A 25,849-nucleotide genomic window follows, 5' to 3' on the forward strand; every position below is an offset into this window, starting at 1 on the left:
TCACGGATTCACGGGCTCAAGCGGACCGGTACGCCCGCAGAAACGTCCGCACTCCCTCGACGACGAGCGGCTTGACCCGGTCGTCCTGGGCGGCGTTCGCGGACCCGAGCCGGTCGAGTGCGACGCCGAAGGTCAGCGCGAGGTACTGGTCGGCCGCGAGGCGCGCGTCGGGGACGACGAGCAGTCCGGCCTCGGCGAGGGCGGCGAACCGCTCGGCGAGTGCCTCGTCCGGGGTGTCGGCCATGGAGTTGTAGTCCTGCTGCGGCAGGTTCCCGGACTCCGTCCGGACCAGGCGCCGCAGCGTCGCGTATTCCGCCGAGCCGAGCATCTCGGTCGCGATCCGCATCGAGAACGTGACCAGCGCGTTCTCGAGCCGGCCGGCCTCGGTGGCCTCGGTGACGGTGTCGTCGAGCGTGCGCCGGATCGTGGTGATCAGTGACTGGGCGACGGAGTCGACGACCGCTTTGAGCAGCGTCCGCTTGTCGCCGAAGTAGTCGTAGACCGTCCGTTTGGACACCCCTGCTCGCGCGGCCACCGCGTCGACGCTCGAGCGGTCGAAGCCGTCGGCCAGGAACAGTTCCCGGGCCGCCGCCAGGATGGCGGCCCGCTTCGGTGCGGACCCCTCGCGCAGGGTCTTCGCGCTCGGCGTCTTCGTGGTCGGCATGGGCACATCCTAGCCGTCTCGCACCACCGTCCTACACTGCACGGTGTAGTGTAGTGCGAGCTGGAGGCGCCCCGCGTACGGCCGCCCCTCCGGCGATGGCGTGAGGCACCCGGCCACCAGGGAAAGGACGTCCATGAGCGCAACTCTGGCTCCCCCGGCCCGTATCGGTAAGGCCGCGATCGGCGCCCTCGGCCTGCTGGCCGTCGCCACCGGTGCCCTGGAGTCGGTGGTGACACCGACACTCCCGCTCCTGCAGCGCGAGTTGGGCATGAGTCCGGCCCAAGGCGCGTTGCTCAGCGTCGTCCTGCTGATCACCGGGGCGCTCGTCACCCCGGTCGCGGGCAAGTTCGGCGACCGCTACGGCGGGAAGCGCGTCCTGATCCGGCTGATGGCGGTGGTCGGTGCCGGCGGTCTGGTGTCCGCGCTCGCACCGAATCTGCCGGTCCTGCTGCTCGGCCAGGTACTGCAGGGCGCCATGGTGGGTGCGCTGCCCCTGTCGTTCATCCTGGTGCGCAAGAACCTCCCCGACGGGGAGTCGAAGGTGGCCATCGGGGTGGTCAGCGGACTGTTCGTCGGCGGTGGGATGGCCGGCACGCTGTCGGCCGGTCCGGTGGCCGAAGGGCTGTCCCGGCACTGGATGTTCGCGCTGCCGACGCTCGCCGTCATCGGCGCCACCGTGCTGGTGAACAGGCTGATGCCGGACGACCCGCCGGGCCGCCCCGACGACACCGGCGTCGACTGGCCCGGCCTGGCCCTGCTGAGCGCGACGCTGGTCACGCTCATGCTCGGGCTCGCGCTGCTGCCCGAACTCGGTGCACAGCCAGTCGCGTTGGGCGCGCTCGTGGTCCTCCTCGCCGGCCTCGCGGCCGGATGGGTGGCCGTGGAACGCCGGGCCGCGTCGCCGATGATCGACCCCCGCATGCTGGCGCGGCCCGCCGTGTGGAAGGCGTGCGTGCTGACCTTCGTGATCTGTGTCGGTACCTCGGTGGCCATGTACCTGGTCCCGCAGCTGTTCGCGGTGTCCGCGGACGGATACGGATTCGGGGCCGGTGCCACCGAGATCGGGTTCTTCCTGCTGCCGGGCGCCGTGGCCGCGTCACTGGCCGGGCCGATCGGCGGGGTCGGGGCGCGGCGTCTCGGGTCCCGGGCCGTGGTGGTCGCCGGGATCGTCATGATGGCCGGCGCGCTGATCGGCCTTGCGGCGTGGCACAGCGAGGTCTGGCACCTCGTCGTCGGCAAGCTGCTGATCGCGCTCGCCAACGGGCTGTGTGTCACGGCCATGGTGACCAGTACCGCCACGTCCGTCGACCGGGGCGACACCGGCATCGCCACCAGTCTGGTCCTGGTGACCCGCGTGGTCGGCTACGCGGTCGGCGTGCAGGTCAGCGGCGCGATCCTCACGGCCGGCACCCCGGCCGGCTCCGACGTCCCGGCCGAATCGGCCTTCGTCGTCGGCTTCGTCCTGGCCGGTGCCGTCGCGGCGGCGGCCCTGTTCGTCGCCCGCACCATGAGTAGAGGAGTCAAGTAATGCCGGGTACTGGTGAGTTGAGAATCCGTCGTACGAAGCCGAGGTGCCGCACCGCGCTGATCTCCGGAGCCAGTATCGCGGGGCCCGCGCTCGCGTTCTGGCTGAACCGCTGCGGATTCGAGGTCACGGTCGTCGAGAAGGCGGCCGCCCCGCGTGGTGGCGGATACCCCATCGACGTGCGCGGCACCGCGCTGGAGGTCGTCCGCAGGATGGGCATCCTGCCGCGGCTGCGGGAGGCGCACATCGACCTGCGGCGGATGACCTTCCTCGAGGAGGACGGCGGCGAGATCGCCTCGGTGGAACCGCACCGTGTCTCCGGCGGTGTCGCCGGACAGGATCTGGAGGTCCGGCGCGGGGACCTGACCGAGGCACTCCATGCGGCGGTACGCGACGACGTGGAGTTCCTGTTCGACGAATCCATCGACACGGCCGACGGCCTGGCCTCCGACGGGTCCGGTCACGGCGTCGACGTCACCTTCCGCGGGGGCGCCGGGCGTACGTACGACGTCGTGATCGCAGCGGACGGCGTGCACTCGCACACCCGGCGGCTCGCGTTCGGCCCCGAGGAGCCGTTCCACCGGTATCTCGGCTACTGCTTCGCCGTGTTCAGCATGCGCAACACCCTCGGGCTCGCCGAGGAAGTCGCGATGTGGAACACCCCCGGCAGGGCCGCCGCGCTCTACGCGGTGGGCGGCAAGGACGATGACGTGCACGCCTTCCTGAACTTCGCGCACCCGCAGGCACCGTTCCACGCGTTCGGGGACCCTGCGTCCCAACGGGCCCTGGTCGAGGGGGTGTTCGCAGACGCGGGGTGGGAGGTCCCGGGCATGCTCGACGCCCTGCGCGACGCGGACGACCTGTTCTTCGACGGGGTGGGCCAGATCCGTATGCCCCGCTGGTCGCGCGGCAGGGTCGCGCTGGTGGGCGACGCCGCGTACGCACCGTCGTTCCTCACCGGCCAGGGCTCGAGCCTCGCCCTGGTCGGCGCGTACATGCTGGCCGCTTCGCTGGCCGACCGGGACCACACCGCGGGCTTCGCCGCCTACGAGCGCGACACCCGCGCGTTCGTGACGCTGAATCAGGACCTGGTCGGCGACGGCGGTGCCGCACTCTTCCCGACCACGCGACGGGCGCTGGAGCGGCGCAACGCGATGCTGCGCAGCCTGGCCACGATGCCCGCCGCGGAGGGGAATCCGGCCCACTCGGCGCTCACTCTGCCCGAAGCTCCGCAGGCCGGCGGGCGCGCCGTGCATCACGGGCCCTGACCCGCAAGTCCCGCGAGCAGGGCCCTGGTGCTCCGCTCGGCCAGGTCCTCGGACCGCACCGGGATCGGGGCGCCGGTGCGCAGCGGGCCGCGGACCACTGCCAGGGGCAGCTCGACGACCGCGAGGGTCAGTTGGTCCCACTCCAACTTCCCTTGCAGGCCGAGGGACTTGCCCAGCGCGCGGAGTGCGGTGTGCACCTGGTCGTGCCCTTGTTTCGCGCGGCGCAGATGCGGTTCGCTCCAGTCGGCCCGCCCGTAGTCCTCCGTGCCGTAGAGAAGTACGGCGGCCGATGGCCGGTGGCCGCGGCTCCAGGCCACCACGTGCCGGGCCCCCGCCGCGGCAGAGGCTGCCGGGTCCGAGGGGCCGGACAGGGCCGCGAGCCAGCCCTCCTGGAAGTCCTCGACCGTACGCAGCCACAGCTCCGCCAGGAGCGCGGTCCGGGACGGGAAGCGGTGGTACACCGAGCCGCTCGGGGCGCCCGCCGCCTTGGCGACCGCGGCCATGGTCACCGCGGGCGGCCCCGCGCCCGCCGCGAGTTCGAGTGCCGCGTCCAGCAGCCGGTCGCTGTCGTACTGAGGTGGCCTCGCCATGTATTCGAGAGTACTCTCCATAATTATAGAGAGCACTCTCCAATACGCCTCGGCGCGCACCGGCGCGCCTGAAGGGGATGCGATACGCCATGGCCGTACTCGATGTCCACGAACGCCTCCTCCCTGCCGGCGCCGCCCAAGTCGGCGCACTGGTCGACTCGTTGGCCACCGAGGCGGACCGCCTGTGGCCCGCCGGCGCATGGCCCGCGATGCGACTCTCGGGCGGCCTCGCGCCCGGCTCTCGCGGTGGACACGGGCCGGTCCGGTACACGGTGTGTGCGTATGCGCCCGGCCAGTGGGTGCGGTTCACGTTCAGCGGGCCGCGGGGTTTCCACGGCTTCCACGAGTACTCCGTCCACCCGGTCGACGCGGCGCGCACCGTCCTGCGGCACACGCTCGCCATGCGGGTCCGTGGGCCGGCCCGGCTCACCTGGCCCCTCGCCTACCGGCACCTCCACGACGCCCTGCTCGAAGACAGCCTCGACCGCGCCGAACACGCCGCGGCCGGACACGTCACCTCGCCCGCCCGCCGGGGCGCGTACGTACGCATGCTGCGCGGGCCGGCGCGCGGGGCCACGGGGTGAGGGGCGAGAGGCCCGCCGGACGGTGATCGCGGTGATCGCGGAGAACCGGACGAGCGCGGCAGGGTGGATGGCCGGGTGGCCGGGTGGCCGGGCGGAAATGGGTTGCCCTTGCGCGCTCCGACCGGAAACGATCGCCGGACGTACGTCATGGGTGATGGGTCATGGGAGGTTCGTTGAGCGCGGCCGCGCGGTACATCTCGGCGCCGGTCACCACGGACCGGCTGATCCTGCGGCTCTTCGAGCCAGGTGATGCCGAAGAGCGTCACGCCTACCAGTCGCTGCCGGAGGTGGCCCGCTACCTCTACCGCGATCCGCTCACCCTCCAGGGCTGCGCCGAGTCCATCGCCGCGCGCTCCGGCGGCACGGCCTGGAGCTCGGACGACGACAGGCTCCTGCTGGCCGTGTGCCGGGCGGACGAGCCGGGTGTCATCGGCGAGGTCGTCCTCACCCTGACCGACGCCCGGGCCCGGCAGGCCGAGATCGGCTGGGTCTTCCATCCGCGGCACGCCGGCCGGGGATACGCCACCGAAGCCGCACGTGCGCTGGCCTCGCTGGCCTTCACCGAGCTGGGCGTGCACCGGATCTTCGCCCGCCTCGATGCCCTCAATACCGGCTCGGTGGGCGTGTGCGAGCGGCTCGGAATGCGCCGGGAGGCGCACCTGATCGAGAGCGGCCTCGACGGGGACCGCTGGGGCAGCGAATGCATCTACGCGACGCTCGCGCGCGAGTGGCGGGGCTGAGCCGCTGACCGTCGCGGCCGGCCGCCGGTCCTGCGGCGATGGCCCGGGGTCCCGGCGGCCTCCCCCCACGGGGGCCGCCGGGATGCTGGGGGAGTGGGGCCGGCGCGGTCGCAGTGCGGCGCGGACCCCGGTGGTGGCGGTCAGAAGGTGAGGGCGGTGCCTTCGCCGAGGCCGGCCTTCATCTCGCACGGGTTGGCGAACGACGCGGACCACCGGACATGTCTGCCGTTCCAGACGCCGTCGGCGGTGACGACCACGGGCCGCCACTCCTTCGTGCACCACGCGCCCGGCGCAGCGCCGACCAGCTCCGTGAACCGGCCCTTGACGCCGGCGAGTTCGGCGCAGGCGCCGGTCGCCGCGGGATGGGTCCCGCCAGGAGTCGGCGTACAGGTCAGGGTCACCGCGCGCTCCGAGATCATCGTCGCCGGGTCGTCGCCCTGTCCGATCGTCAGGACCAGTGCGGAGGGGGCGTACAGGCTCGTGGCCGTGGACCGCGTGTCCGGCTCGGCGTGCGCGGTGCCCGCCGACAGCACGGCGACCGAGGCCGCGGCGGCGGCTGCACCTGTGGCCTGGACGAGGGGACGCATGAGGGGACGCATGGAAGGGCTCCTTCGGTCGATGCGGGTGGCGTTGGCAACGGCGAGGAGTCTTGCGGCTGCGGAGGGTGAGCGCCAGGTCGGTGGTCGATTTCCGGATGCAGGTGCCCGATAGCCGGATGCCGTGCAGCTGTTCGGCCAGCTCAGATGAGTCCGGACCACATCGCGGGTACGTGCCCACCGTGCGGGCGATCCCGCTTGGTACAACGACGAACGATGCGCTGACCTGCAGAGGTAGTGGAACTATTCAAGCTTTGACCGTCTGCATTGACCGAAATTCACCGCCGGCCCGAGCGCCGGTCCGAGTGCCTGGGATCGGGTCGGCCGACGGCCTGAACGGTCCCGCAGCTACGACAAGCTCTGGCGCCGGCCCGACGAACTGCCGTCCGTGGTCGACGCGTCGGGCCGGATCAACGTCTCGGACAGCGGCAGGCCGTCCCGTTCGGCGGCGAGGCGGCGTGCGCGCAGTTCGGCGCGGGTGCGGGGCCGGTACTCGGGCTCCCTGCCGCATCCGCAGCCCGAGCGGCCCTCGTAGCGCAGCCCTTCGCCCAGTACGGCCGCGACCACGGACCATGCGTGCACGTCGCGCCTGGGCGGCGGGGCGAAGTCGTGGCCCGCGCAGACGAGCGGACGCCCGCAGTTCGGGCACGGGTGATGCACCCCCTGCCCCGGCGCATGCCGCTTGAAGCTGACACGGCACGACGTGCATGCGTGGTGCAGCTTGTAGGAGGTCATGGCGTAGAAGCACACGTGCCCCACGGTAGCGGGCGGCTCGACGGCACGGTCGCTTATGTGCCGTGCAGGGAGCGGGACTTGAAAGGGGAAGACGCCTCGCGACGGACCTGGGGCGTGTCCGGTCGGCCCGGCGGCAGCGCAGGATTGCCCGAGGAAAACCAGGTGCGGCCCGTCGCCGCGCCGGTGTGGGATACGGGACATGACGATCGTCCTGCACGAGCCCGGTGTCGACGAGCTGCCCGGGGTCGTGGACGCCCTCCGCGCATGGCAGGACGACCGCACGCCGCTGCAACTCCATCCGGGAGACCTCGGCTGGGCCTGGGCATTGGGCGCGGAGAGGCTGGCCGCGGCCGTCCGCACCTGGAGCGCGGACGGCCGGATCGTTGCCGTCGGGTACCTGGACGGCCCTGATGTGCTGCGCCTGACGACCGCGCCGGACCTGCGACAGGACGGCGATCTGGCGCACCGGCTGCTGGCGGACCTCGACGATCCGGAGCGCGGGGTCCTGCCGCCCGGGCGGGTCGGTCTGGAAATCCCCGTCGGCGCCCTGCTCCGCGAGGTCCTCCTGGCGGCGGGCTGGAATCCGGACGAACCGTGGACGCCGTTGCGCCGCGACCTCGCCGAGCCGGTGAAGGACTCCGGCCTGCGGATCGAGGTGGCCGGTCCGGGTACGGCGGGGGTGCGGACCGCGGTGCACCGCTCGGCGTTCGGCAGCCCGAGGTTCACCGAGGAGATCTGGCACGTCCTCGCGGCCGGGCCGGTCTACGCCGACGCCCGCTGCCTGATCGGCTACGACGAGCAGGACAACGCGGTGGCCGCGGCGACGGTCTGGTCGGCCGGGCCCGGCCGCCCCGGCCTGCTGGAGCCGGTGGGCGTGCACGCCGACCACCGCGGTCGCGGGTACGGGACGGCGATCAGTGTCGCCGCCGCGGCCGCGCTGCGGGAACTGGGCGCATCGAGCGCGCTCGTCAGTACCCAGAGCTCGAACGTCGCCGCCGTCGCCACCTACCGGGCAGCCGGATACGAGCCGTCGTCCGAACGGCTGGACGTCAGCCGAGCCGCCTGACGACGATCAGGTGGCGGCATCGGCCGGTCCGCGCCTCAACTCCCTTACCTCCCAGCCCGGTCACCTACCTCCCAGCCCGGTCACCTCGGTCCCGCTCCGGTTTCCGGGGCCAGGCGGCCAGGAGTGTGGTGATCGCCGTCAGAACCAGGGTCGCCACGAAGGCACCCCACGGGGTGCTGCGGCCCGCGATCTCCGGGGACACCTGACGGCGCGGGTCGTAGGCGACGCGTATCTTCTCGCCCTTCGAGGCCATGGCCTTGTCGTCCTTGAGGGCGGTGGGGTAACCGCCCGGGCAGCGCAGTTCCACCCGGTGGACCGTCCTCGTGGGCGGGCCGCCTTCACCGTGCGAACCCTGTTCCCGGCTGGTGGCCTCGCGTACGACGCACACCGCCTCACCGCTCCGGGTCGCCCGCGCGTCGGCGGCGGCGACCGTCGCAAGCAGCGCCATGGCCAGGAACAGGGCGCCGAAGCAGCCGCCGTTGTCGGGCCGCAGCCGGAAGCAGACCACCATCGAGCCCACGCCGATCACGAGCCCGACGACCACCGCCACGGCCGTCGGCGGCGGGGACGCGGAGCTGCCCGCGAGACTCCAGTGCGTCCACGCGTACACCGCGAGCACCGCGGACACCGGCAGCAGCGTGGCAGCTCCCCGCACCACGATGCGCCGGACTCCCGGCCTGCGCAGCCATGTCGGCATCCGCAGCCAGGTCCCCAGCGAGGTGCGCAACCATCCCGGCATCCGCACCCGCATCCGCGTCGTCACATGCTCTCCCCGGTGGCCGAGCAGCCCCTGTGGGCGTCGAGTACGTCCCGCAACCGGGGACGGGCCGCCCCGGTTTCAGGGTTCCCCGGCCACGGCGAACTTCCGTCGGCCCCGCGATGAACTGCAGGACACGAAGAAGCAGCCGGCCCCGGCACGCACACATCCACCTCCGACCGTGCCCCGGCGCGTACAAGTCCACCCCGCAAGGGTGGTGCTGACGCCACCCCACCACGGTCCCCAGGCCCAGCGACGCCGGCCTGGGCGAGGAGCAGGATTCAGGTGTCGGCCCGACGGGCGCCGGCGAAGACCCGGCCGACGCCTCATCCACCCACGCAGTCACCAACTGGGAGACAGTCATGCCCGAAACGCTCGCGCGCCGCCTGACCGGCGCGGCAGGCATCGCCGCTGCGGCCGCCCTCATCGTCGAAGTACCCCTGTACTTCATCTACTCGGGCCCGCCGCCGGACTGGAACGTCCTGAGCAGGCTGCTGATCGGCATCGTCGCCCTGGCCTGCCTGCTCGTGTTCGTCACCGCACTGAGGGAGTTGGTGGCCCGGGCAGCTCCGCAGTACTCCTGGGCCGGCTCGCTCGTCTTCGCCACGGGCCTGGTCTACGCGACGATCACCCTGGTCTCCAGCGGCCTGGAAGCGGGTGCGGTCATCGCCGCCGACCAGGCGATCGACCCGACCATCGACGTCAGCGGCACCTACATCCTCTACGGATCGATCTCCCGTCTGATGCTCGCGATGTTCCTGGCCGCCGTGGGCTTCGTCGTCTCGCGCACCGCTCTGCTTCCGCGCTGGACGGGCCGGTCCGCTTACGTCCTGGCGGTCGTCAACGTGCTGTTCGTACCGTCGCTGTTCTTCGGCAACGACCCCGCGAACTTCTACGCCGCGAACGGCTGGGGCACCACCGCCTCGATGGGCGCCCTGCTCAGCTACTGGCTCCTCGCGGTGGGCATCGCCACGTACCGCAGCGGCTCGCGGGCCGTCCCGGCTCCCGCGCCGCGCAGCGTGACCGCTGTGTCCCATGACGCCCCTCACTGACCGGCCTCGCGCCCGGCTCCTCGGCGTGCTGCCGAAGGGCCGGGCGCGGCCGTGCGGCAACTGCCTCACCGACGGACATCGCGGTACACGCACACGCCGCCCGACGGCGGTTCGTGACGGAACTCACCGCACACCTGCACTATTTCGTCTCATAAGTCCCTGCGCGGGACGGGGTGAACGCGCGATGATTTGCGTCAGCATTCGGGGGAACGGGGCGCGTGTGCCGCCCGTCGGCTCAAGGGCCGCCGGTGGCGGTCGAGCCGCATCGCTGTCGTGGCGATTCCTTACGGGGTGCGGTGCAGGCTGGTCACCGGAACGTCAGGAGTGGTGTACGTGAAGCTGTCTACCGTTCGGCGCGTGCTCGCCGCGTCGGTGGCGTCGATAGCCCTGAGCGTCTCGGCGGTGGCCTGTGGGTCGGGCTCGGACGACGGCGGATCGGACGACGCAGCGAAGAAGCCGGACGCGGACAAGGGGGCGTCGTCGGCGCCCGGGAAGTCCGGTTCAGGTGACGATACGTCAGGCGAGTCCGGAGGTTCGGACCCGGGATCCGGTTCGGGGTCCGAACGCAAGCTGTCCACCGCCGAGTTGGCGAAACTGCTGCTGGTGAAGTCCGACCTCACCGGACCGCTGAAGGGCTACGTGGTCGAGAAGCCCGGCCCGGACGAGGTGGACACCTCCGGCGGTATGAAGGCCAGCGGCAGCGAGTGCCAGCCGCTGATCGACACCCTCAACGAGGTCGCGCCCGCCGGCGCCGCCGAGACCGAACGCCGCGCGGTGATCGGCCCGAAGGCCAAGCGTCTCGAGGAGGGCCTCGGCAGCCAGGTCGCGTTGTCGTCGTACGAGAGTGCGGCCGATGCGACGAAGGCGCTGGAGGCGCTGAAGAACGCGGTCGACAACTGCGGCGACGGTTTCAAGGCGACCGGCACCTCGGCCGAGGACAACCAGGAGTTCACCCGCGTCGACACGCAGACGCCGCCGAAGGGCGCGGACCAGGCCGTGGCGTACGACCTGGTCGGGGACGTGGCGGACGGCGAAGAGGTCGCCGAGGGCATGAGCAGCGAGATGCCGATGAAGTTCGTGTACGCGCGTTCGGGTTCGACGGTGGCGATGTTCCTCACGTACAACCCGTTCGACCCGAAGAAGACGGCCTTCCCGCAGGGGCTGGTCGACGCGCAGATCAAGAAGCTGACGGGCGGAGCGGGAGCATGAGTCGGGGGAACGGCGTCAGGCCGGCGACGAGGACGGCACGCATACGGAAGGCGGCGGCCTCTCCGAGGCTGCGCAGGAAATTATCGCTGACCCGTCAGTTGGGCCTGCGGCACATCGACCGCGGCGCGACGGTGACGGAGTACGCGGGCGTCCTCGTTCTGGTCGCCCTGATCGTCGCGGCCGTCTTCGGCACGTCGATCAACGAGACGGTCGCCAGCACGGTCGGCACCAAGGTCTGTGAGATCACCGGTGGGGACGGCTGCGGGGGCGGTGACGGCGACGGCGACGGCGGACAGAACCAGGCCGACGGTCCGAAGGGCGACGGAGGCAATCCCGGCAAGCCGGACGTCGACCCCGACGACAGCGGCAAGGGCCAGCCCGCCAACGACAACGGCGGTGAGAACGGCGGCGACGAGAACCTCTCCGCCGACGAGATCGCCTACAACAAGTCCAAGAGCGACCTCGACAAGGCCCTCAAGGACTACAACGTCACCAAGAAGGACCTGAAGAAGGCCGCCGAGGAACTCATCAAGATCGCCGGTGAGGAGACCGGCATCACCGACGCCCTCAAGTGCATCACCGAGGGCGACGGTTCGGCCTGCACGGAGACGGTCATCAACGCACTGCTGATGGCCGCGGGCGGCATGCCGCTCAAGCTGGCGAAGAAGTACCTCCTCAACCCGAAGAAGGCCTGGCAGGTCGGCAAGTCGGTCGTCAAGAACGGTTCGAAGGTCGCGAAGGGGCTCAAGGACCTCTACGGCCAGTCGAAGAAGATCAAGAAGCTGAAGAAGGAGACCGCCGACCTCAAGAAGAAGGCGGACGCGGCCAAGAAGAAGCGCGTGGCCTGCAAGTCCAAGCACTCCTTCCTGCCCGGCACTTCAGTCGTGATGGCTGACGGCAGCCGCATCCCCATCGAATCGGTCGACCTCGGCGACAGGGTCGTGGCGACGGACCCGTCCACGGGTGTCACAGCGGCCCGGCCGGTGACCCGGACCATCACCACCCACGACGACAAGCACTTCACCCGCCTCACGATCGCCGGTGCCGGAAGCAGCGTCGACACCCTGACGGCGACCGACACCCACCCCTTCTGGCTCCCCGCCGAGAAGCGTTGGGTCGACGCGGGTGACATCACGGCCGGTGATCACCTCCGGACCGCGGACGGTGGATACCACCCCGTCACCTCCTTGACCCGCTACACCCAGCGCCAGACCACGCACGACCTCACGGTCTCCGGCATGCACACCTACTACGTCGGAATCGGGGCCTCGAACGCCCTCGTTCACAACGACGACGGGTGCGGCGACCTGTCTGCGGACGAGGTCAAGGACGCACGGTCGAAGCAGGTCGGTGAGGGCGATCCGAAGAAGTTCAAGGATCACTATCAGCGGCACAAGCAACTGGTCGGTGACGCCCTCGGCAAGAAGTACAAGAAGCTGAAGGACGACGGTCCCGCATTCCGGGAGGACATTTCCAAGGGAATCAAGGACGGCACCTTCGACCTGGTGGGCAAGGGAACCCTCAAGAAGGGTGAACCCGAGGGCCTTGTGTACCGGGGGCGCGGTGTGACCATTGTGCTGCGCGAGAACGGTGATTTCTGGACCGCTCTCAAGAGCGGCGAAGGCCTGGACAACGGGATCGAGATCACCAAGAAGATGCCCAAGCCCAAGGGCTGACTTTCGGGGAAGTAGGGTCGGCGGGTGATGAGCTCGGGAAGGGGCCGCCTCGATGTCTGATTCAGACCGTTCCGGATGGCTGGACGTACTGCGGGACCGTGTCGTGACAGATGTCCTGGTGCCCGGATGGGCCGACCGCGACGGCCTGTTCGTCGAGTTCCGGCCGCAGCCGGAGGTCGTATGGCTGCAGTTGGACGAAGGTGTCCTGCGGCTCCGTTCGGTGGGCCAGTACGACGCGCTCGAGATCCGCGAGGCCGAGCGGGTCGACTGGTCGGACATCGAGTTCTTGGACGAGGCGGAGGACGAAGTGATGGTCGCCTCGTGGGGCGAGCAGTTCTTCGGCGACGGATTCGAGCAGTTGCGGTGCCTGGAAGCCCGTGCGTACGAAACCGCGGCGGGGAATTGGCCGAAGTGCCTGGCCCTCGAATTCGAGGGCGCCAACACCCTGTTCTTCGATCCGACTTGGGTTTTCGGTATCCGCATCGGGCGCCTGTCGGACGAGGAATTCTGGCGCCGGCAGCACGGCCCGGACGCGGGAACGGCGGTGGCCGTCACGTCCTACCGCTGAGGCGGTCGCACGTGAGCGCTTACGGATTGCTCGTGGCCGGGGCGTCTGAACCGGACGACCCGGCCCGGCTGTTGGCCGAGGTGTTCCGGGTGCCGGTCGCGGACGTGGATGTCGCGGAGGCGGACGCGGAGGACGATGGCGCCGGGCGGAACTGGTCCGCGTCCGTGCTGTGCGAGTACCGGCGGCTGCGGGGTGATGTGCGGCTCGCCCTGGACGTGTACGTCCAGGACGCCGTGCCCGCGCCGCCCGGTCTGCCGGAGGCGGCGGCGCGGCTCGCGCGGTACGCCGGTGCCACCGTGCTCTACGCGGTCGGCCAGGTCGACCACGACGCGGTCGAGCCGGACGGCGCGGTGACCTGGGTGCGGGTCGTCGAGCCGGACGACGCGGACGAGCCGTGGCGGGTGACTGCGTCGCAGGCGCCGGTCGACGGACTGCCGGGCACTCCCGTGGAACCGCTGCCGGAGCGGCTGCGGGCGGTCCTGCTGGACACCCCGGCCACGGACACCTTCCGTGCCCAGGTCGACCCGGACGGCACGCTGCCTGCCGGTAGCGCCGCCAACCGCGCGCGCGAGTCCCTGATGCTCTGGGAGCGCCTGATCCGCCGGATGTCCGCGGACTGGCCTCCGGACGGTACGTACCGCCGCGACCTCTACGCCGAAGACCTCCGTGCCCGCGACGCCCTCGACGCGGTCGAGCTGCCGGGCCCGGAGCTGGACCTGCTGACGCGCCAACTCGCCGCCCTGGACAAGGAGTTCAACGATCTGACGATCGGGGGAGAGGCGCCGGGAGTGGCCTCGCCCGCGGAGTACCGGCGGGCGCGGCGACCGCGGAAGCCGCCGCACGGTTTCCTCGACGCCTGAGGACGAAGTGGTGGTCGCCTCGTGGGGCGAGCGGTTCTTCGGAGACGGATTCGAACGGCTGCGGTGTCTGGAAGCCCGCGCGTACGAAACGTCGGCAGGGAACTGGCCGAAGTGCCTGGCCCTCGATCTCGCGGGCGCCAACAGCCTGTTCCTCGGCCCCACGTGGCTCTTCGGGATCCGCATCGGACGGCTCTCGGACGAGGAGGCCCGGCTCCGGCTGTACGGCTCGGACGTCACGAGGCCGGCGGCGACGACGTATCGGTGACGACGTATCGGTGACGTCACCGGCTGAACCGGTGATGACGGTGATGACGGTGATCACCGGGCCGACAGCGGGCGTATCGGGGCATAGGCGAAGCCCATGTCTCGGTTGGTTCACGGCGTTGTCCCGGTTGGGAGGTGGGGTCGTTCGTGGCGGGCGGTACCCGTTAGCGTTCCTGGTTGCGGGTGAGGGCGCGCGTGCAGGAGTGCCGCGCCGGCCCGCTCGGGATTCCGCGTCGACCGCTTCGGGCGGCCGCGGACGACATCGAACGAAACCGGACGACTTCACGGGGGTACGGCGAGATGGCCATGCGAGACAGCGCGACGGGCGGCACCACGTCCCGGCGACGCGTACTGCGGCTGGCCGGAGGCGGTCTCACGCTGGCCGTCCTGACCGCAGGGGCGACCGGCTGCCGCGAGGACGACGCGGCGGGCGCGGGCACCGGCGGCGGCGAGGGCGGCGGCAAGCCCGGCGGCGGCGGTGACAAGCCGGCCGGCGGCGGCAAGAAGGGCCAGGCCCCCGAGCCGGTGTGGACGAGGACCACCAGCGCGCAGACGTACGGCGACCAGGACGAACTCGTGGCCGCGGGCGGCGTGGTCATCGCGAGCGGCTCGCCGCTCGCCGCCCTCGACGGCGAGACCGGCAAGAAGAGCTGGACACTGCCGGACGGCGCCGTCCCGGGTGCGCCCATGCTCATCGGCAAGGGCACCCTGTACCTGGCCAGCGCCAAGTACGACGGCACTGTCGCCGGCTACGACCCGGCCACCGGCAAGGAGACCTGGCGCAGCCACCTGGGCAAGCGCTACCGGCAGCCGAGGCCGATCGCCGTGGACGACAAGCAGGTGTACGTCGTCGCCGAGATCCTCGAGAAGGACGGCTCCTCGCACACCAACGTGATCGCCGCGCTCGACAGCCGTACGGGCAAACCGGCCTGGAACGAACAGCGCGACCTCGGCACCATGCAGAACGGCCTGCACGCCGCCGTCCAGGGCCGCCACCTCGTCTACACCGACTTCAAGAAGAACCTCACGGTGCGCGACACGGCCACCGGTCAGCAGGTGTGGACGCACAAGACGACGAAGACGAACTACGGCTTCTTCGCCATCCACGAGAACCTCGTGATCATCCCGCAGGGCGCCAAGCTGCTGGCCTACGACCTGGCCGACGGCAAGGAGAAGTGGTCCATCAAGTCCGCGGACACCTTCAGCCTCTTCAAGGAGCCGGCCGTCATCGACGGTGTGCTCTACGTCGGCGACAGCGGTCGGACCATGCGCGCCCTCGAGCCGGCGACGGGCAAGAAGATCTGGGAGTCCAAGGCCCTCTACGAGGCGAAGGTGCAGGTGCCCCGGCACTACGTCGCCGCGGGCGGTGTCCTCTACGGCGCCACCGACATCGACAAGGCGGGCGGCATCGTCGCGATGGACGCGAAGACGGGCGACCTGCTGTGGAGGTTCAACGACAACACCCGTGACCACCATGCATGGCTGGTGGCCGGCGACCGCAAGCGGGTCTACGCCCTGCACGGCAAGAAGCTGCACGCCCTGCCGGTGTGACCGGGTGCCTGGGTCTGTCCGCCGGACAGACCCAGGGGCCGTGCGTCAGCCGGCCGGTGTGCCGTCGACCTTGAAGTTCATCTTGACCTTGCCGTTGACGACCGACGTCGCGGTGACCGTCACTCCGTACTGCTTTCCCTCTGCGGAGAGTTGGCAGCGGATGGTGGCGTTCACCTTGGCCGGGAGGTCCTGGGGGCAGGAGAAGGCGTCCGGCTGCTCGCCCGTCTGCGCGGCCAGGGCGGCCTTGCCCTGGCGGGCGACCTCCGCCCGGTTCACGGACTGCCCGTCGCCACCGGTCCCGGCGCTCGGGGTGTCGGTGGGCTGCGCGGGATCGGAAGGTGCCGGTGAGTCCTCGCCGCCGGCGGCCGGGGTGTCGTCGACCTTGAAGTCCATCTTGACCTTGTCGCCGTCGACCGACGCCGCGGTGACCGTCACGCCGAACTTCTGGCTGCCGGAGGTCAGTTCGCAGCGTACGGTCTCGCCCTTCTCGGCCTTGAGGTCCTTCGGGCAGGTGACGTCGGGATTCCCGCCGACCTTCTTGCCGAGGGCGGAGGCCGCCTGCTCGGCGACCTCGTCCTTGTCCACCGACTCCGCGCCGCCGGCACTGAATGAACAGCCCGCGGCGAACAGCGCCGCCAGCGCTCCACCCGCCACCCCGGCCGCGATCCGGCCGAGGCCCCGGCTCCGCGCTGACTTCTGCATCGGTCCCCCTGAGAATGCTCGTGCCATGTACCTGATCCGGAACCTACCACCGCGTTCCCTGCGGCAGGTTGCGGGTGGGCGGCGCGACTCGGCGGCCCGCGCCCCGCTACAACGCGGCCCTGGCCGGCAACTCGTGGGCGCGGAGACGGCCGTGGCGGCGGGCCGTCACCAGGCGCCGCGGGCCGGCCCAGGCCAGGGCGGTCACCTCGGCGGCGCCGTACGGACCGTCGCTCGCCCCGTCCGGGTCGGCGTCCGGTCCCGGGTCCAGGAGCCGGGCCGGGCTCAGATACGAGCGGGCCTGGCCGCTGGTCGCGTACCAGAGCGCCACCGTGCCGTCCCGCCCGCCGCTGGCCAGGTGGCCGTCGGTGCCGGGGCGCCAGGCCAGCGCGGTGACCGTGCGGTGACAGCGCAGCCGGCGAGGTGCCCCCGTGGGGCCGTTGCGTGAGAAGTCCCAGACGGTGACGTCCGGGGCGCCGTCCGTGGCCAGCCAGTACCCCGTCTCGTCGAACGCGAGCCGGGACACCTGCTCCGGATAGCCGCGCACCGTCATGCTGCTGCCACCGAGGGTGCGCCAGACGTGGACCGCGGCGTCCGCGTCGCCGGCGCACACCCACTTCCCGTTGGGTGCGACGGCGAGCGCGAGCTCCTGTCCGTCGCACACGTACGTGCCGACCGGGTGCCCCGAATCGGCCTCGTGCGTACGTACGCGCCCGGAGGCGGCCACCGCCAGGCGTCCCTGCGGCATCCAGGCGACGCCGGTGACGGGCGAGCCGGAGTCGTCGGTACGCCACAACTCCCGGCCCTGCGCGTCCAGTACGAGCACGCGGTGGCCCGAGGCGATCGCGACCTGTGCACCGTCCGCCGACCAGGCGGCGTCGGCGGAGGTGACACCGGCATACGGGTCCGACCGTCCCGTTCTCCTGTTCCACAGCGCGTGGCCCATGGGCCCCGTGGCCATCAAGTCCTCGGCGTCCGGCGAGAGTTCGACCTGCAGGGCGCCGCCAGGAAGGCTCAGGGAGTCGAGGGTGTCGCCGGTGGCAGCGGCCAGGACACTGACCGTGCCTCCGGCGGTGGCGACGGCCACCAGATCGCCGCGGGCGCTCACCGACACCGGCACGTCGTCGACCGCGACCTCCCACAGTGGGGCCGGGGCGCGGTCCGTACTCAACCCCGTGGGCAGGCTGCCGCCGGGGCCGGGCAGCCGGTGTCGACGCGGCGTGGGGTGAGGTCCGGGCTCCACCGGGGGAGTCCTCGACGCGTCCGGGCCGGGGAGGCTGCGCGGCGACGGCAGAGCGAGGAGGGCGGGCCGGGACGGCAGGGCGGGTGCCGACGGCCTTGCGTACGGTGCGGGCGCGGACACCGGCAGGGCCGGCCGTCCTCGCTCGGGCGTGGGGGCCGGATCGGCGGAGTGCGGGGGCGGCTGGGCCGTGTCGGTGCCGGTCCAGGTGTCACGGTCGGCGGCCCGGGTGTCCTCGCCGTCCGGCACATACCACCCGACGGGCGTCTTGGGCCGATGTGCGGCGGGGAGGTGGTCCTCCTGGTCGCGGGCACCCCACGGGGGCGGGGGTCCGGGCGTGGTCATGCACGTGCTCCTCGGGGCAGGGGACTGCGCCGCGGATCGGCCGGGTCGCGGTGACCGGTCGGCGGCTCTCACCGGCCGGGGTTCACGGTCACCCAGGGGTGGGCGGGCGACCGCGGCCCTCACCGCGCGCATGCCCGCCTGGTCGGAGGCGGGCCGCGGGCCGAGGGCGGGCAGAGGGGGTGTGACCTCAGCAGCGCCGGCGGAGGGTGGCGGTACCTTCCACCGGCGCCGCAGCCACTCAACACGCCCCACCCACGCCGTAGAACGCTTCCCTCCGCAAATAGGCCCCAACACCTCCACATTTGGGCCCGCGGGCCCAGACACCCCCTGCCACCTGCCTGTACTCCTCTCGCTCGAAGTACTCAACTGAGCTTGCTGCGGGCACATATGAGTACCCGTCACTACTTGCCGGTAGCGAGCATGGCCTGCGCGGAGCCGGGATCGTTCGGCGTGTAGATCTCGAGGCGGTGGTCGGGGCTGTCCGGCTGGAGCCGCACCTGATACGTGACGCTCAGTGCGCCGGCCGCCGGCCGCCGGATGCTGGATGTGCATCGCGGCGGTCGTGCAGTCGGCGACGTCGCCCCTCGCTCGGAGGGACGCGAACTCCTGGCTGCCCATGGTGAGTTCACCGATCGACGTGGCCGGCTTCGCGTCGTCCGGACAGCGTCCCGCCGTCAGCCGCAGACGACCGACATGGATCTCGTCGAGCCGGTCCCCGTTGCGGAACAGCTCACGGGTCAGCGGTGCGAGGAAGAACATCCGCGGCACCGAAGGCCGTCGCTCCGTATCGCTCGGGGCGTCGAAGGGGAGACGGCCAGCCGTGCGGGCGTGCCCGGCGACGTTCCAGGCCAGGACGTCGCCGCGCCGCGCGCCGTCCGAGTACGACCGCCGGTGTGGTCTCGGCCGACGAGTCGAGCAGGGCGAGCACCCGCACGTGCGGCTCCTCGACGGGCGGCGCGACCAGACCTGAACGCGGCTCCTGGCGCGGCGTCGCTGCGCCGGCCGGCTGGGTGTGCGGAGGCCGGCGGGGGCCCCGAGGGGGCGGCGGACGCGGACGCCGCGCCCTACGAGCTGACGCGAACGGCGAGTTGAGCACACGGGCCGTCCGGTGCTGTCCCGTGGAGTCGCTGAGTGGTCAAGAACCGCTGGTGGACGGCGAGTTGCGCTTCTCCGGAAGGAGCACCGCCCCCGCGCGTTTGGTGCGGCGCTGTATGAGGGCCGTCTCGGCGCGGGTGATGCCGGGCAGGGCGCCGAGGTCCTGGGACAGGTAGTCGTAGAGGGCGGCGGCGTCGCGGCACTGCAGCATGGCGAAGACGGCCGCCGGGCCCGTGACGGCGGCGGCGAAGGCGACCGTGGCGTGCTGCGCCAGCGCCTCGGTCACCGCGGTGAGCGCGCCGGGTGCCACGTCCAGCCACAGCAGCGCCTCGACCGGAGCGCCGAAGTGCGCGGGGTCCACGTCCACTTCGAAGTGCAGGACGCCGGTGGCCCGCAGGCGGGCGATACGGCGGCGCGTGGTGGAGGTCGACCAGCCGGTGGCGTCGGCCAGGTACCGGATGTCGGCCCGGCCGTCGCGGGCCAGTTCGCCTGCGAGGCGCGCATCGGCATCGCTCCAGCCGAGGGGGCCGCCCGCCTCGCCGGCCGCTGACTCCTCCGCCGCGCGCAACCGCGCCTGCTCGCCCGCACCGAGTGCGCTCGTACGGCCGGACCAGCCGCCGACCCCGGCGACCGGCCGCAGTACGCAACCCGCCTGGACGTTCCGCACCCCCGGCGTCCTGGTGAGCTGCTCGAAGAACGGCCGGCCCCCGTCCCGACCGCCCACCGCCTGCCCCGGCGCGGGCGTGCGGACCATGCACACGAGGCCGCTTCCGCCCGCCAGCGGTGCGATCCACGACGTGTCGTCCCGCTGGGCCAGTACGGAGGTCAGCGCCTCCGTCGCATCGGGCGCGCAGTCGACCCGTACGAACCAGTCGGCCATACCGATCCGCGCACTGTCGACCAGGCCCGCGACCCGCACGACCAGAGCCGACCGCAGACGGTGGTAGCGGCGCGCGACCGTCCGCTCCGGTACGCCGAGGACCGCGGCGATCCGGCTGAACGGGGCGCGGCCGTCGATCTGCAAGGCGTGGACGAGACGCCGGTCCAGGTCATCAAGGGTGACGGATCGCGCCATGATGCACCTCTTCGATGTCGGATCGCGGCATTCCCGGTGACTGTACAACGCCCGCCCGGGCCGTCGGCGGGACGCTGAGGAGCACGGTCCGCGAAAGTCGCCGAGGGCCCGGAGCGACCGCTCCGCCCGGCCGGCCGATCAGGAGACGCACCCATGGAACCGCTGATCACCCTCGTTGCTGTGACCGCCCTGCTGCTGCTCGCCGGCCGCCTCGGAGTCACCCGGCTGCACGGCCGGCCGGTGGCCGCCCTGCGCGGCGGGCTCGCGGCCATGTTCGTCCTCACCGGCGTCGCGCACTTCGTCGGCATGCGCGAGGAACTTGTCGCGATGGTGCCGTCCGTGCTGCCCGCACCCGGGCTGCTCGTCACCCTCTCCGGGATCGCCGAACTCCTCGGCGCCGCAGGCCTGTTGTGGTCGCCGAGCGCCCGGCTCGCAGCCGGCGGACTCAGCCTGCTGCTCCTCGCCGTGTTCCCGGCCAACGTCCACCTCGCATCCGGCGGCGACGTCCCCTGGTACGACGAACTGGGCCCGCGCACCGTCACCCAGATCATCTTCCTCGCCGCCACGCTGACCGTACTGATCAAGCACCGTCGGGCCGCGGGCGAGCCCGGTTTGTCGGCGCGGGTGCCGCTCGCCCGTTAGGACGTGCCGGACACCGTGCGTGCCGGACACCGTGCGTGCCGCCGTGCAGGACTCTCCGGACAGCACACCTGGGCCGGTGCGCCTGGGCGGCACCCGTCGTCCTCGCCCGCCGGGTCAGCGGGTGGTGCAGGCGGAGGTGATGTACCGCCCGGCGCCCGCACGGTTCATCGCGGCCCGCTGCGCCTCCCCGCGGCTGTCGCCGTAGCCGCCGCTGTAGCGGCGCGTGGCGGAGTTGTGGACCACGGCGCCGCAGCCGTTGTTGAACGACGCGAGGATCTTGCACGTACTGCCGCTGCAGTTGTTCATCGCCGCCTGCTCGGCGGCGCTGCGGGACTTGTAGTCCCACGCCCTGCCGATGCTGCCCTCGCCGCTCACGGCGATCGCGCCGTAGTACGTCGGCGGCGGAGGCCGGTAGGTGGGCCGCGCGGGCGTCGGGCTGCGGTACGTCCGGGTGCGCGTCGGCTCCGGGTCGTCGTCGGCCTCCGACAGGTCGGGATCGGAGCGGCCGGTGTTCGTCGGCCGTGTGTAGGTGGGGCGCTCGCCGGGGGAGTACGTCGGGTCGTCGTCGATGTACGTCGGAGTCGAAGTGGATCCGCCTGCCTGGGAGTTGGAGCCTCCGGAGTCGTCCGAGCCGTTGGACAGCGCCGAGGCGAGGAGAACGGCACCGACGACCGCGGCGACCGCCGCGGCAGCGACCCCGCCGGGGGTCCAGGCCGACGTCGGCCCGGCGGGACCACCGGGGCGGCCGCGGCCGGTCGAGCCACCGGGCCCGCCACCCGTACGAGGCCGCGAGGGTCCCCCACCGCCCCCACCAGGACGTCCCGAACCGCCACGGGCACCACCCGCACCCGCTCCGGCCCCCGCCCCATCGCGCGTCGCCCGCCGCGTGTGCCCCGGACCGTCCCCGGTCCAGCCGCGGGTGACCGTCTCGGCCTCCGACTCGTCGGCGGCCCGCTGCAGTCGTGCGCCCTCCTCGGCGTGCCGGGCGATCAGTGCCGACCAGCCCGCGGGCAGCGCACCCGTCTCGCCCGATCCGAAGCGGCGGATCAACTGGTCCGCCGTCGGACGGCGCTCGGGCCGTAGCTCGAGGCAGTCGGTGATCAGGCCGGTCAGACCCGCGGGCAGGCCCGTCAGATCGGTGGCGCCGCGCCGCACATGGTTGAGCTGCTGCAGCGGCTCCTGGGTGTCCGGGTACGGCAGCCGGCCGCAGGCCACGTAGTACAAGGTGATGCCGAGTGCGTAGATGTCCGAGGCCGAGGTGCTGGGCTCGCCCTCGGCCTGCTCGGGTGCTGCGAACGCGATCGTGCCCAGGGTGAGCCGGGTGCTGGTCAGGTCGCTGCTGTGCGAGATGCCGAAGTCGATGACCTTCGGTCCCTCGGCCGTCAGCAGGATGTTCAGCGGCTTGATGTCACGGTGCACGATGCTCTTGCCGTGCAGGTCCTTCAGGGCGCGCACCACACCGGCGCCGATCCGCCGCAGCGCCTGCTCGTCCGCCAGCGCGCCGCGCTGCACGACCAGCGCCTCGAGCGACGGTGCCGGCACGTATTCCATGGCCATCCAGGGCCGTTCCGCGCCGGTGTCGGAGTCGATGATCCGCGCGGTGTATCTGCTGGTCACGCGCCGGGCGAGGGTCACCTCGCGGGCGAACCGGTTCCGTGCCTCCGTACTGACTCCGCCCGGAGCGAGCACGGTCTTGAGCGCGGCGATCCGGCGGGACGCGGGGTCCCGGCCGAGGTAGATCTCGCCCATGCCGCCGGTGGCGAGCTGACCGAGCAGTCGGTACGGACCCAGTCGGCGAAGCTCGCCACTCATGGCGAACCAGCCCGGGTCGAACGGTTCAGACACGACATCGCCCCCTTGATCCCGTCGTGGGCACGGACGCCCGGGCTCCGGCGGGCGGTTCCGTACCGGACGGAGGTTTCCCGTCCGGGGCGCGCGCTACGCGCCCACGAGGTGACGGTGTCTCAACTCCACCTGTGAAAACGCTAGTTGGCGCATTCGCCCCCTTGTGTGGCGGGACTCGCTCGGGGTGGGCGTCGATGTCTGTCGTCGGCCTCCGGGCACCGGGCCTACCACCCCATCGACGTAGGATTCCGGCGTGAACGACAGCACGCAGCAGCCCCGGAACCGCCCAGCCTCGCTCCGCATCAGGCCCGGAACCCCGCAGGACGCCCCCCGTGTACTCGACATGCTCGACGGCGCCGTGGCCTGGATGAACGCCCGCGGAAACACCGAGCAGTGGGGCACGGTGCCGTACTCGCAGACGGGCGGCGGGGCAGCGCGCGTCGAGGGCTACTTCAGCGACAACGAACCGTTCATCGCCGAGCTCGACGGCACCCCCGTGGGCGCCCTCGTCCTCGACACCGGCCCCAACCCGAAGGTGCCGGCGATCCCCGCGGCCGCCGAACCCGAGCGCTACGTACGCCTGTTGATCACCGACCGCCGGTACGCCGGTCGCGGCATCGGCGCGGCCCTCCTCGTCCACGCCGCCGAGGAGACCCGGCGGGCCGGCGTGGACCTGCTGCGCGTCGACTGCTGGGCGGGAGGCGACGGCGAACTTGTCGCCTACTACGAACGCAACGGCTTCCTGTCCACCAACCGCTTCCACGTGGGCACTTGGCCGGGCCAGGTGCTCGAGCGACGCGTGGCCTGAGCCTGCGACACGGGTGAGCGGCCGGGTCCGGCTACCGCGACAGATGGCCGCGGTCGGGGCTCGCGCGCGGCCACGGCGCGGCCGGTCAGGCGCCCGCCTCCGGACCCACCCGGGCCCGGCCGCTATGTCGCGCGAGGTGCCGTGTCGTACATGAGCACCCGCTCGTCATCGGTCCGTGCGGTCCGTACGGTCCGTGCGTCCGCGTCGACCGCGGGCACCCAGCCGACGTACGGCGGGGCCCGCCGCATCTCGTGGGCGTACTCCCATCCGTACGAGGAGCGAGGCGGAACCATGAGTGGACGGCACACGGCAGGCGCCCGGCGCCCCGGTCAGGACGACGACGGCGTTCGCATCCAGCGGATCGTGATCCTGGGCGGTGGTCACGCGGGTATGGCGGCGGTCATGCAGCTCGCCGCACGCGTCGGGCGGCGCGAGGACGTGCGGGTGACCCTGGTCGATGTGCAGGAGCCCGGACGAAACGGACTCCCGTGCCGACGAGCAGGCCGGGGATGTGCAGCTCCGCGCGCCGCTGTCCGGTCGCGGCCGCGTGCAGCCGCATCCGTTCGGTGAACGCGTCGGGTGCGCCGGAGTGGACTGCGGGCCGTGGCCTTCGGCCTGGTTCCGGGGTCACCCGTCGGCGGGGTTCCGGGGTCATCGTGCCGCTTCGGTCGTGGGCACGTCGGCCGTGGCGGCGGAGCGGCGTCCGGCAGCGGCGCGCACTCCGAGAAACAGCAGCAGTCCGATCGGCGAGAGCAGAATCGTGAGGACCAGGAGCGGTCCCATGACCAGTGCGGAGAGCCCCAGCCGCCTGGCCTCCCGGTACATCCACTGCCCGACGAGCAGGTCCCAGGCGATGATCTGTGCCCAGATGGCGCTCGCGCCGTCCGCGAGCGCGGTCAGTTCGCGGAAGGTGCCGAGGTCGGGATCGCCGACCGCGGTCCAGAGCTCCGGGAACGCCTGGATCGCCGGCGCCAGGTAGCAGAGCAGCAGCAGGGGCACCACGGTCAGCGGTGACGCGGCGATACGGACGGTCGGACCCCAGCCGGGCGCGAAGATCATGAGCAGCCAGACGGGCGCGGCCATCCAGAAGGAGAGCTCGAACAGGAACTCGGTCATGATGTCTCCACCTTCGACGCATCGCGTGCGTCATCTGCCTTGTCTGACAAGTGAGTCGGGCCGACCGGAGACAACGCCGTCGGGGTCGGGATCGGGGGCCGTGCGGTAGTCGTGGTCCGTGCGGGCGCATGCCCGGGGGACCGCAGAACCCCGTACACCCCTGCGGCCGCCACCACCACGATCGCGCCGAGCGCCGCAAGGGTCGCCCCGTCCGGCCGGAGCAGCGGTTGTCCGCGCAGCGCCTGCCAGAGGACGAGGGCGAACAGGCCCGCGTACACGCAGGAGGCGATCAACACCAGGCGCACCCGCACCCGTTCGTCCGCGAGCCGTGCGAACCGCGGCGCCAAGGCGGCCATCAACAGGACTACGAACGGCAGGAGTTGGAGTGCGTGCATACCGAAGAAGTGCGGGATGCGCAGATCGCCGCCGACGGTCGACCAGCCGGTCAACGGCATCGAGGGACCGCCGTCCGGCACGCCCACGTTGTGTGCGCCGACCACGTCGGTGACCCCGCGCTGCTGGCCCGGCGCGGGGCGCGTCATCAAGAACCCGACCCCGGCACCCGTCAGGGCCAGGACGATGCCGCAGCGCATGGCCCAGGCGGAGGCGCGGTCCGCGATGCGGGCGCGGAGCAGCAGGACGGCGACGACGACCGTGCCGGCCCAGAGGGCGACGACCGTGCCCCCCATCGCGTTGAACACGGCCTCGTCGAACGGTGTCGCGTAGTTGAAGTGGCTGCGGCGGCCGCGCGCGGCCTGGGCGATGATGAGCACCATCTCGACCAGGCTCGCGGAGGCGACGACGGTCCCGGCCCACCAGCCCGCGCGCCGGCCGCGCGGCAGCAACGACAGGATCCAGGCCAGGGACAGGCCGTAGGCGACGAACGAGACGGCGAACTTGAACGGCTTCGCCCAGATCGGTGCGCCGGCCAGGACCCGGTCGTCGACGGCCAGCCCCACGGCGGACCCCACCGCGGTCACCGCCATGGCCGCGGCGAACAGCATCAGCGGCCGATGCCACGACCGCCAGGCATGGACCGACTTGCTCGCCAGTCTCGATCGACTTGGCCGTAACGCACGTGTACGCATGTCACCCATGGGTCCTCCCGCGGAGTGGATGGATCGAACGAGTCGGACGGATCCGACGAGTCGGAAGGGGGGGGGATGGCAAGGGATGGGACATGCAGGTGCGGGCGCACCTGTCCCCTTCCGCATCGCTGCACGAAATGGATAGCGGAACTATCTGCTATCCGATAGCGCCACTATCTATGATGGATGCG

The 25,849-nt window shown here is 71.8% G+C and carries 26 protein-coding genes and 1 pseudogene; 14 read left to right on the forward strand and 13 right to left on the reverse strand.

Translation table 11 applies throughout. From position 1 onward, the window contains the following. Positions 1 to 16 precede the first annotated feature (16 nt). Positions 17 to 664 (reverse strand): TetR/AcrR family transcriptional regulator, encoded by a 648-nt coding sequence (locus DSC45_RS02805; RefSeq protein WP_119286629.1) that lies wholly within the window; start codon positions 662 to 664, stop codon positions 17 to 19. Positions 665 to 797: 133 nt separating this feature from the next. Between DSC45_RS02805 and DSC45_RS02810 the strand changes: the two genes are divergently transcribed. Together DSC45_RS02810 and DSC45_RS02815 are read left to right on the forward strand one after the other, a co-directional pair. Further along, on the forward strand, positions 798 to 2,192 hold the full coding sequence (locus DSC45_RS02810; RefSeq protein ID WP_119286631.1) for an MFS transporter: 1,395 nt from the start codon (positions 798 to 800) through the stop codon (positions 2,190 to 2,192). Further along, the gene (locus DSC45_RS02815) at positions 2,192 to 3,457 is read left to right on the forward strand and encodes an FAD-dependent monooxygenase (RefSeq protein WP_119286633.1); all 1,266 of its coding nucleotides are present in this window, start codon (positions 2,192 to 2,194) and stop codon (positions 3,455 to 3,457) included. The genes DSC45_RS02810 and DSC45_RS02815 overlap by 1 nt, the downstream gene beginning before the upstream one ends. Here the strand turns inward: DSC45_RS02815 and DSC45_RS02820 are convergent. Beyond that, a complete protein-coding gene (locus DSC45_RS02820; RefSeq protein WP_119286635.1) occupies positions 3,445 to 4,047 on the reverse strand; it encodes a TetR/AcrR family transcriptional regulator in 603 nt (200 codons plus the stop codon). The two genes, DSC45_RS02815 and DSC45_RS02820, sit on opposite strands and share 13 nt — an antisense overlap. 89 nt (positions 4,048 to 4,136) lie before the next feature. On the opposite strand from DSC45_RS02820, the gene DSC45_RS02825 reads away from it, so the two are divergent. Both DSC45_RS02825 and DSC45_RS02830 read left to right on the forward strand, forming a co-directional pair. Then, positions 4,137 to 4,631, forward strand: coding sequence for an SRPBCC family protein (locus tag DSC45_RS02825; protein ID WP_119286637.1), 495 nt, complete (start codon positions 4,137 to 4,139; stop codon positions 4,629 to 4,631). Positions 4,632 to 4,792: 161 nt separating this feature from the next. Further along, positions 4,793 to 5,371: a GNAT family N-acetyltransferase gene (locus tag DSC45_RS02830; protein WP_119286639.1), complete on the forward strand. Its 579-nt coding sequence runs from the start codon at positions 4,793 to 4,795 to the stop codon at positions 5,369 to 5,371. 140 nt (positions 5,372 to 5,511) lie between these two features. Here the strand turns inward: DSC45_RS02830 and DSC45_RS02835 are convergent, their stop codons facing one another. Beyond that, the gene (locus DSC45_RS02835; protein WP_240434347.1) at positions 5,512 to 5,970 is read right to left on the reverse strand and encodes a subtilase-type protease inhibitor; all 459 of its coding nucleotides are present in this window, start codon (positions 5,968 to 5,970) and stop codon (positions 5,512 to 5,514) included. Between the two features lie 345 nt (positions 5,971 to 6,315). Continuing rightward, positions 6,316 to 6,717, reverse strand: a complete 402-nt coding sequence (locus DSC45_RS02840; protein WP_119286875.1) for a hypothetical protein — start codon at positions 6,715 to 6,717, stop codon at positions 6,316 to 6,318. Positions 6,718 to 6,901: 184 nt separating this feature from the next. Between DSC45_RS02840 and DSC45_RS02845 the strand changes: the two genes are divergently transcribed. Next, positions 6,902 to 7,768 (forward strand): GNAT family N-acetyltransferase, encoded by an 867-nt coding sequence (locus DSC45_RS02845; protein ID WP_119286641.1) that lies wholly within the window; start codon positions 6,902 to 6,904, stop codon positions 7,766 to 7,768. Between the two features lie 64 nt (positions 7,769 to 7,832). Here DSC45_RS02845 and DSC45_RS02850 read toward each other — a convergent pair whose 3' ends face one another. Then, a complete protein-coding gene (locus tag DSC45_RS02850; protein WP_162929096.1) occupies positions 7,833 to 8,531 on the reverse strand; it encodes a hypothetical protein in 699 nt (232 codons plus the stop codon). A 356-nt stretch (positions 8,532 to 8,887) separates the two neighbouring features. Between DSC45_RS02850 and DSC45_RS02855 the strand changes: the two genes are divergently transcribed. The 7 genes from DSC45_RS02855 (at position 8,888) to DSC45_RS02885 (ending at position 15,705) form a co-directional block, all read left to right on the forward strand. After that, positions 8,888 to 9,577: a hypothetical protein gene (locus DSC45_RS02855; protein ID WP_119286644.1), complete on the forward strand. Its 690-nt coding sequence runs from the start codon at positions 8,888 to 8,890 to the stop codon at positions 9,575 to 9,577. Positions 9,578 to 9,910: 333 nt separating this feature from the next. Continuing rightward, positions 9,911 to 10,786, forward strand: a complete 876-nt coding sequence (locus DSC45_RS02860; protein ID WP_162929097.1) for a hypothetical protein — start codon at positions 9,911 to 9,913, stop codon at positions 10,784 to 10,786. A gap of 131 nt (positions 10,787 to 10,917) precedes the next feature. Next, a complete protein-coding gene (locus DSC45_RS02865) occupies positions 10,918 to 12,462 on the forward strand; it encodes a polymorphic toxin-type HINT domain-containing protein (protein ID WP_162929098.1) in 1,545 nt (514 codons plus the stop codon). A 52-nt stretch (positions 12,463 to 12,514) separates the two neighbouring features. Next, the gene (locus tag DSC45_RS02870) at positions 12,515 to 13,030 is read left to right on the forward strand and encodes a hypothetical protein (RefSeq protein ID WP_119286651.1); all 516 of its coding nucleotides are present in this window, start codon (positions 12,515 to 12,517) and stop codon (positions 13,028 to 13,030) included. Positions 13,031 to 13,041: 11 nt separating this feature from the next. Next, positions 13,042 to 13,890 (forward strand): hypothetical protein, encoded by an 849-nt coding sequence (locus DSC45_RS36045; RefSeq protein WP_205571223.1) that lies wholly within the window; start codon positions 13,042 to 13,044, stop codon positions 13,888 to 13,890. Between the two features lie 10 nt (positions 13,891 to 13,900). Further along, positions 13,901 to 14,155 (forward strand): hypothetical protein, encoded by a 255-nt coding sequence (locus DSC45_RS02880; RefSeq protein WP_119286653.1) that lies wholly within the window; start codon positions 13,901 to 13,903, stop codon positions 14,153 to 14,155. A 305-nt stretch (positions 14,156 to 14,460) separates the two neighbouring features. Beyond that, on the forward strand, positions 14,461 to 15,705 hold the full coding sequence (locus DSC45_RS02885) for a PQQ-binding-like beta-propeller repeat protein (protein ID WP_119286876.1): 1,245 nt from the start codon (positions 14,461 to 14,463) through the stop codon (positions 15,703 to 15,705). Between the two features lie 45 nt (positions 15,706 to 15,750). Here DSC45_RS02885 and DSC45_RS02890 read toward each other — a convergent pair whose 3' ends face one another. The 4 genes and pseudogenes from DSC45_RS02890 to DSC45_RS02900 all read right to left on the reverse strand — a co-directional run bounded on the left by DSC45_RS02890 (position 15,751) and on the right by DSC45_RS02900 (position 20,159). Then, a complete protein-coding gene (locus DSC45_RS02890; RefSeq protein WP_119286655.1) occupies positions 15,751 to 16,407 on the reverse strand; it encodes a DUF4333 domain-containing protein in 657 nt (218 codons plus the stop codon). 106 nt (positions 16,408 to 16,513) lie between these two features. Beyond that, entirely contained in the window at positions 16,514 to 17,989 is a 1,476-nt protein-coding gene (locus DSC45_RS02895) for a WD40 repeat domain-containing protein (RefSeq protein WP_240434348.1), read from the reverse strand. Between the two features lie 573 nt (positions 17,990 to 18,562). Continuing rightward, positions 18,563 to 19,087: pseudogene (locus DSC45_RS35595) on the reverse strand (hypothetical protein); the annotation flags it as partial. Positions 19,088 to 19,124: 37 nt separating this feature from the next. Further along, positions 19,125 to 20,159, reverse strand: a complete 1,035-nt coding sequence (locus DSC45_RS02900; RefSeq protein ID WP_119286657.1) for an Lrp/AsnC family transcriptional regulator — start codon at positions 20,157 to 20,159, stop codon at positions 19,125 to 19,127. Between the two features lie 153 nt (positions 20,160 to 20,312). Between DSC45_RS02900 and DSC45_RS02905 the strand changes: the two genes are divergently transcribed. Further along, positions 20,313 to 20,801, forward strand: coding sequence for a DoxX family protein (locus DSC45_RS02905; RefSeq protein WP_119286658.1), 489 nt, complete (start codon positions 20,313 to 20,315; stop codon positions 20,799 to 20,801). Between the two features lie 114 nt (positions 20,802 to 20,915). On the opposite strand, the gene DSC45_RS02910 is transcribed toward DSC45_RS02905, so the two are convergent. Next, positions 20,916 to 22,646: a protein kinase domain-containing protein gene (locus DSC45_RS02910; protein WP_119286660.1), complete on the reverse strand. Its 1,731-nt coding sequence runs from the start codon at positions 22,644 to 22,646 to the stop codon at positions 20,916 to 20,918. Positions 22,647 to 22,989: 343 nt separating this feature from the next. Here DSC45_RS02910 and DSC45_RS02915 point away from each other — a divergent pair, with 343 nt between their 5' ends. After that, positions 22,990 to 23,454 (forward strand): GNAT family N-acetyltransferase, encoded by a 465-nt coding sequence (locus tag DSC45_RS02915; RefSeq protein WP_119286880.1) that lies wholly within the window; start codon positions 22,990 to 22,992, stop codon positions 23,452 to 23,454. Between the two features lie 122 nt (positions 23,455 to 23,576). On the opposite strand, the gene DSC45_RS35600 is transcribed toward DSC45_RS02915, so the two are convergent. The 3 genes from DSC45_RS35600 to DSC45_RS02930 form a co-directional block, all read right to left on the reverse strand. Further along, a complete protein-coding gene (locus DSC45_RS35600; protein ID WP_162929070.1) occupies positions 23,577 to 23,747 on the reverse strand; it encodes a hypothetical protein in 171 nt (56 codons plus the stop codon). Between the two features lie 358 nt (positions 23,748 to 24,105). Further along, positions 24,106 to 24,570, reverse strand: coding sequence for an ABA4-like family protein (locus DSC45_RS02925; RefSeq protein WP_119286664.1), 465 nt, complete (start codon positions 24,568 to 24,570; stop codon positions 24,106 to 24,108). Continuing rightward, positions 24,567 to 25,574 (reverse strand): hypothetical protein, encoded by a 1,008-nt coding sequence (locus tag DSC45_RS02930; protein WP_240434350.1) that lies wholly within the window; start codon positions 25,572 to 25,574, stop codon positions 24,567 to 24,569. The genes DSC45_RS02925 and DSC45_RS02930 overlap by 4 nt, the downstream gene beginning before the upstream one ends. Positions 25,575 to 25,849 lie beyond the last annotated feature (275 nt).

This window comes from Streptomyces sp. YIM 130001, from assembly GCF_003574445.1.
In the GTDB taxonomy this organism is placed as follows: domain Bacteria; phylum Actinomycetota; class Actinomycetes; order Streptomycetales; family Streptomycetaceae; genus Streptomyces.

Excerpts from the sequence above, each read along its gene's own strand:
- DSC45_RS02805 (WP_119286629.1), bottom strand. The coding sequence starts at position 664 with ATGCCGACCACGAAGACGCCGAGCGCGAAGACCCTGCGCGAGGGGTCC.
- DSC45_RS02810 (WP_119286631.1), top strand. The coding sequence starts at position 798 with ATGAGCGCAACTCTGGCTCCCCCGGCCCGTATCGGTAAGGCCGCGATC.
- DSC45_RS02815 (WP_119286633.1), top strand. The coding sequence starts at position 2,192 with ATGCCGGGTACTGGTGAGTTGAGAATCCGTCGTACGAAGCCGAGGTGC.
- DSC45_RS02820 (WP_119286635.1), bottom strand. The coding sequence starts at position 4,047 with ATGGCGAGGCCACCTCAGTACGACAGCGACCGGCTGCTGGACGCGGCA.
- DSC45_RS02825 (WP_119286637.1), top strand. The coding sequence starts at position 4,137 with ATGGCCGTACTCGATGTCCACGAACGCCTCCTCCCTGCCGGCGCCGCC.
- DSC45_RS02830 (WP_119286639.1), top strand. The coding sequence starts at position 4,793 with ATGGGAGGTTCGTTGAGCGCGGCCGCGCGGTACATCTCGGCGCCGGTC.
- DSC45_RS02835 (WP_240434347.1), bottom strand. The coding sequence starts at position 5,970 with ATGCGTCCCCTCATGCGTCCCCTCGTCCAGGCCACAGGTGCAGCCGCC.
- DSC45_RS02845 (WP_119286641.1), top strand. The coding sequence starts at position 6,902 with ATGACGATCGTCCTGCACGAGCCCGGTGTCGACGAGCTGCCCGGGGTC.
- DSC45_RS02855 (WP_119286644.1), top strand. The coding sequence starts at position 8,888 with ATGCCCGAAACGCTCGCGCGCCGCCTGACCGGCGCGGCAGGCATCGCC.
- DSC45_RS02870 (WP_119286651.1), top strand. The coding sequence starts at position 12,515 with ATGTCTGATTCAGACCGTTCCGGATGGCTGGACGTACTGCGGGACCGT.
- DSC45_RS02885 (WP_119286876.1), top strand. The coding sequence starts at position 14,461 with ATGCGAGACAGCGCGACGGGCGGCACCACGTCCCGGCGACGCGTACTG.
- DSC45_RS02890 (WP_119286655.1), bottom strand. The coding sequence starts at position 16,407 with ATGCAGAAGTCAGCGCGGAGCCGGGGCCTCGGCCGGATCGCGGCCGGG.
- DSC45_RS02895 (WP_240434348.1), bottom strand. The coding sequence starts at position 17,989 with ATGACCACGCCCGGACCCCCGCCCCCGTGGGGTGCCCGCGACCAGGAG.
- DSC45_RS02900 (WP_119286657.1), bottom strand. The coding sequence starts at position 20,159 with ATGGCGCGATCCGTCACCCTTGATGACCTGGACCGGCGTCTCGTCCAC.
- DSC45_RS02905 (WP_119286658.1), top strand. The coding sequence starts at position 20,313 with ATGGAACCGCTGATCACCCTCGTTGCTGTGACCGCCCTGCTGCTGCTC.
- DSC45_RS02915 (WP_119286880.1), top strand. The coding sequence starts at position 22,990 with ATGCTCGACGGCGCCGTGGCCTGGATGAACGCCCGCGGAAACACCGAG.
- DSC45_RS35600 (WP_162929070.1), bottom strand. The coding sequence starts at position 23,747 with ATGGTTCCGCCTCGCTCCTCGTACGGATGGGAGTACGCCCACGAGATG.
- DSC45_RS02925 (WP_119286664.1), bottom strand. The coding sequence starts at position 24,570 with ATGACCGAGTTCCTGTTCGAGCTCTCCTTCTGGATGGCCGCGCCCGTC.
- DSC45_RS02930 (WP_240434350.1), bottom strand. The coding sequence starts at position 25,574 with ATGCTGTTCGCCGCGGCCATGGCGGTGACCGCGGTGGGGTCCGCCGTG.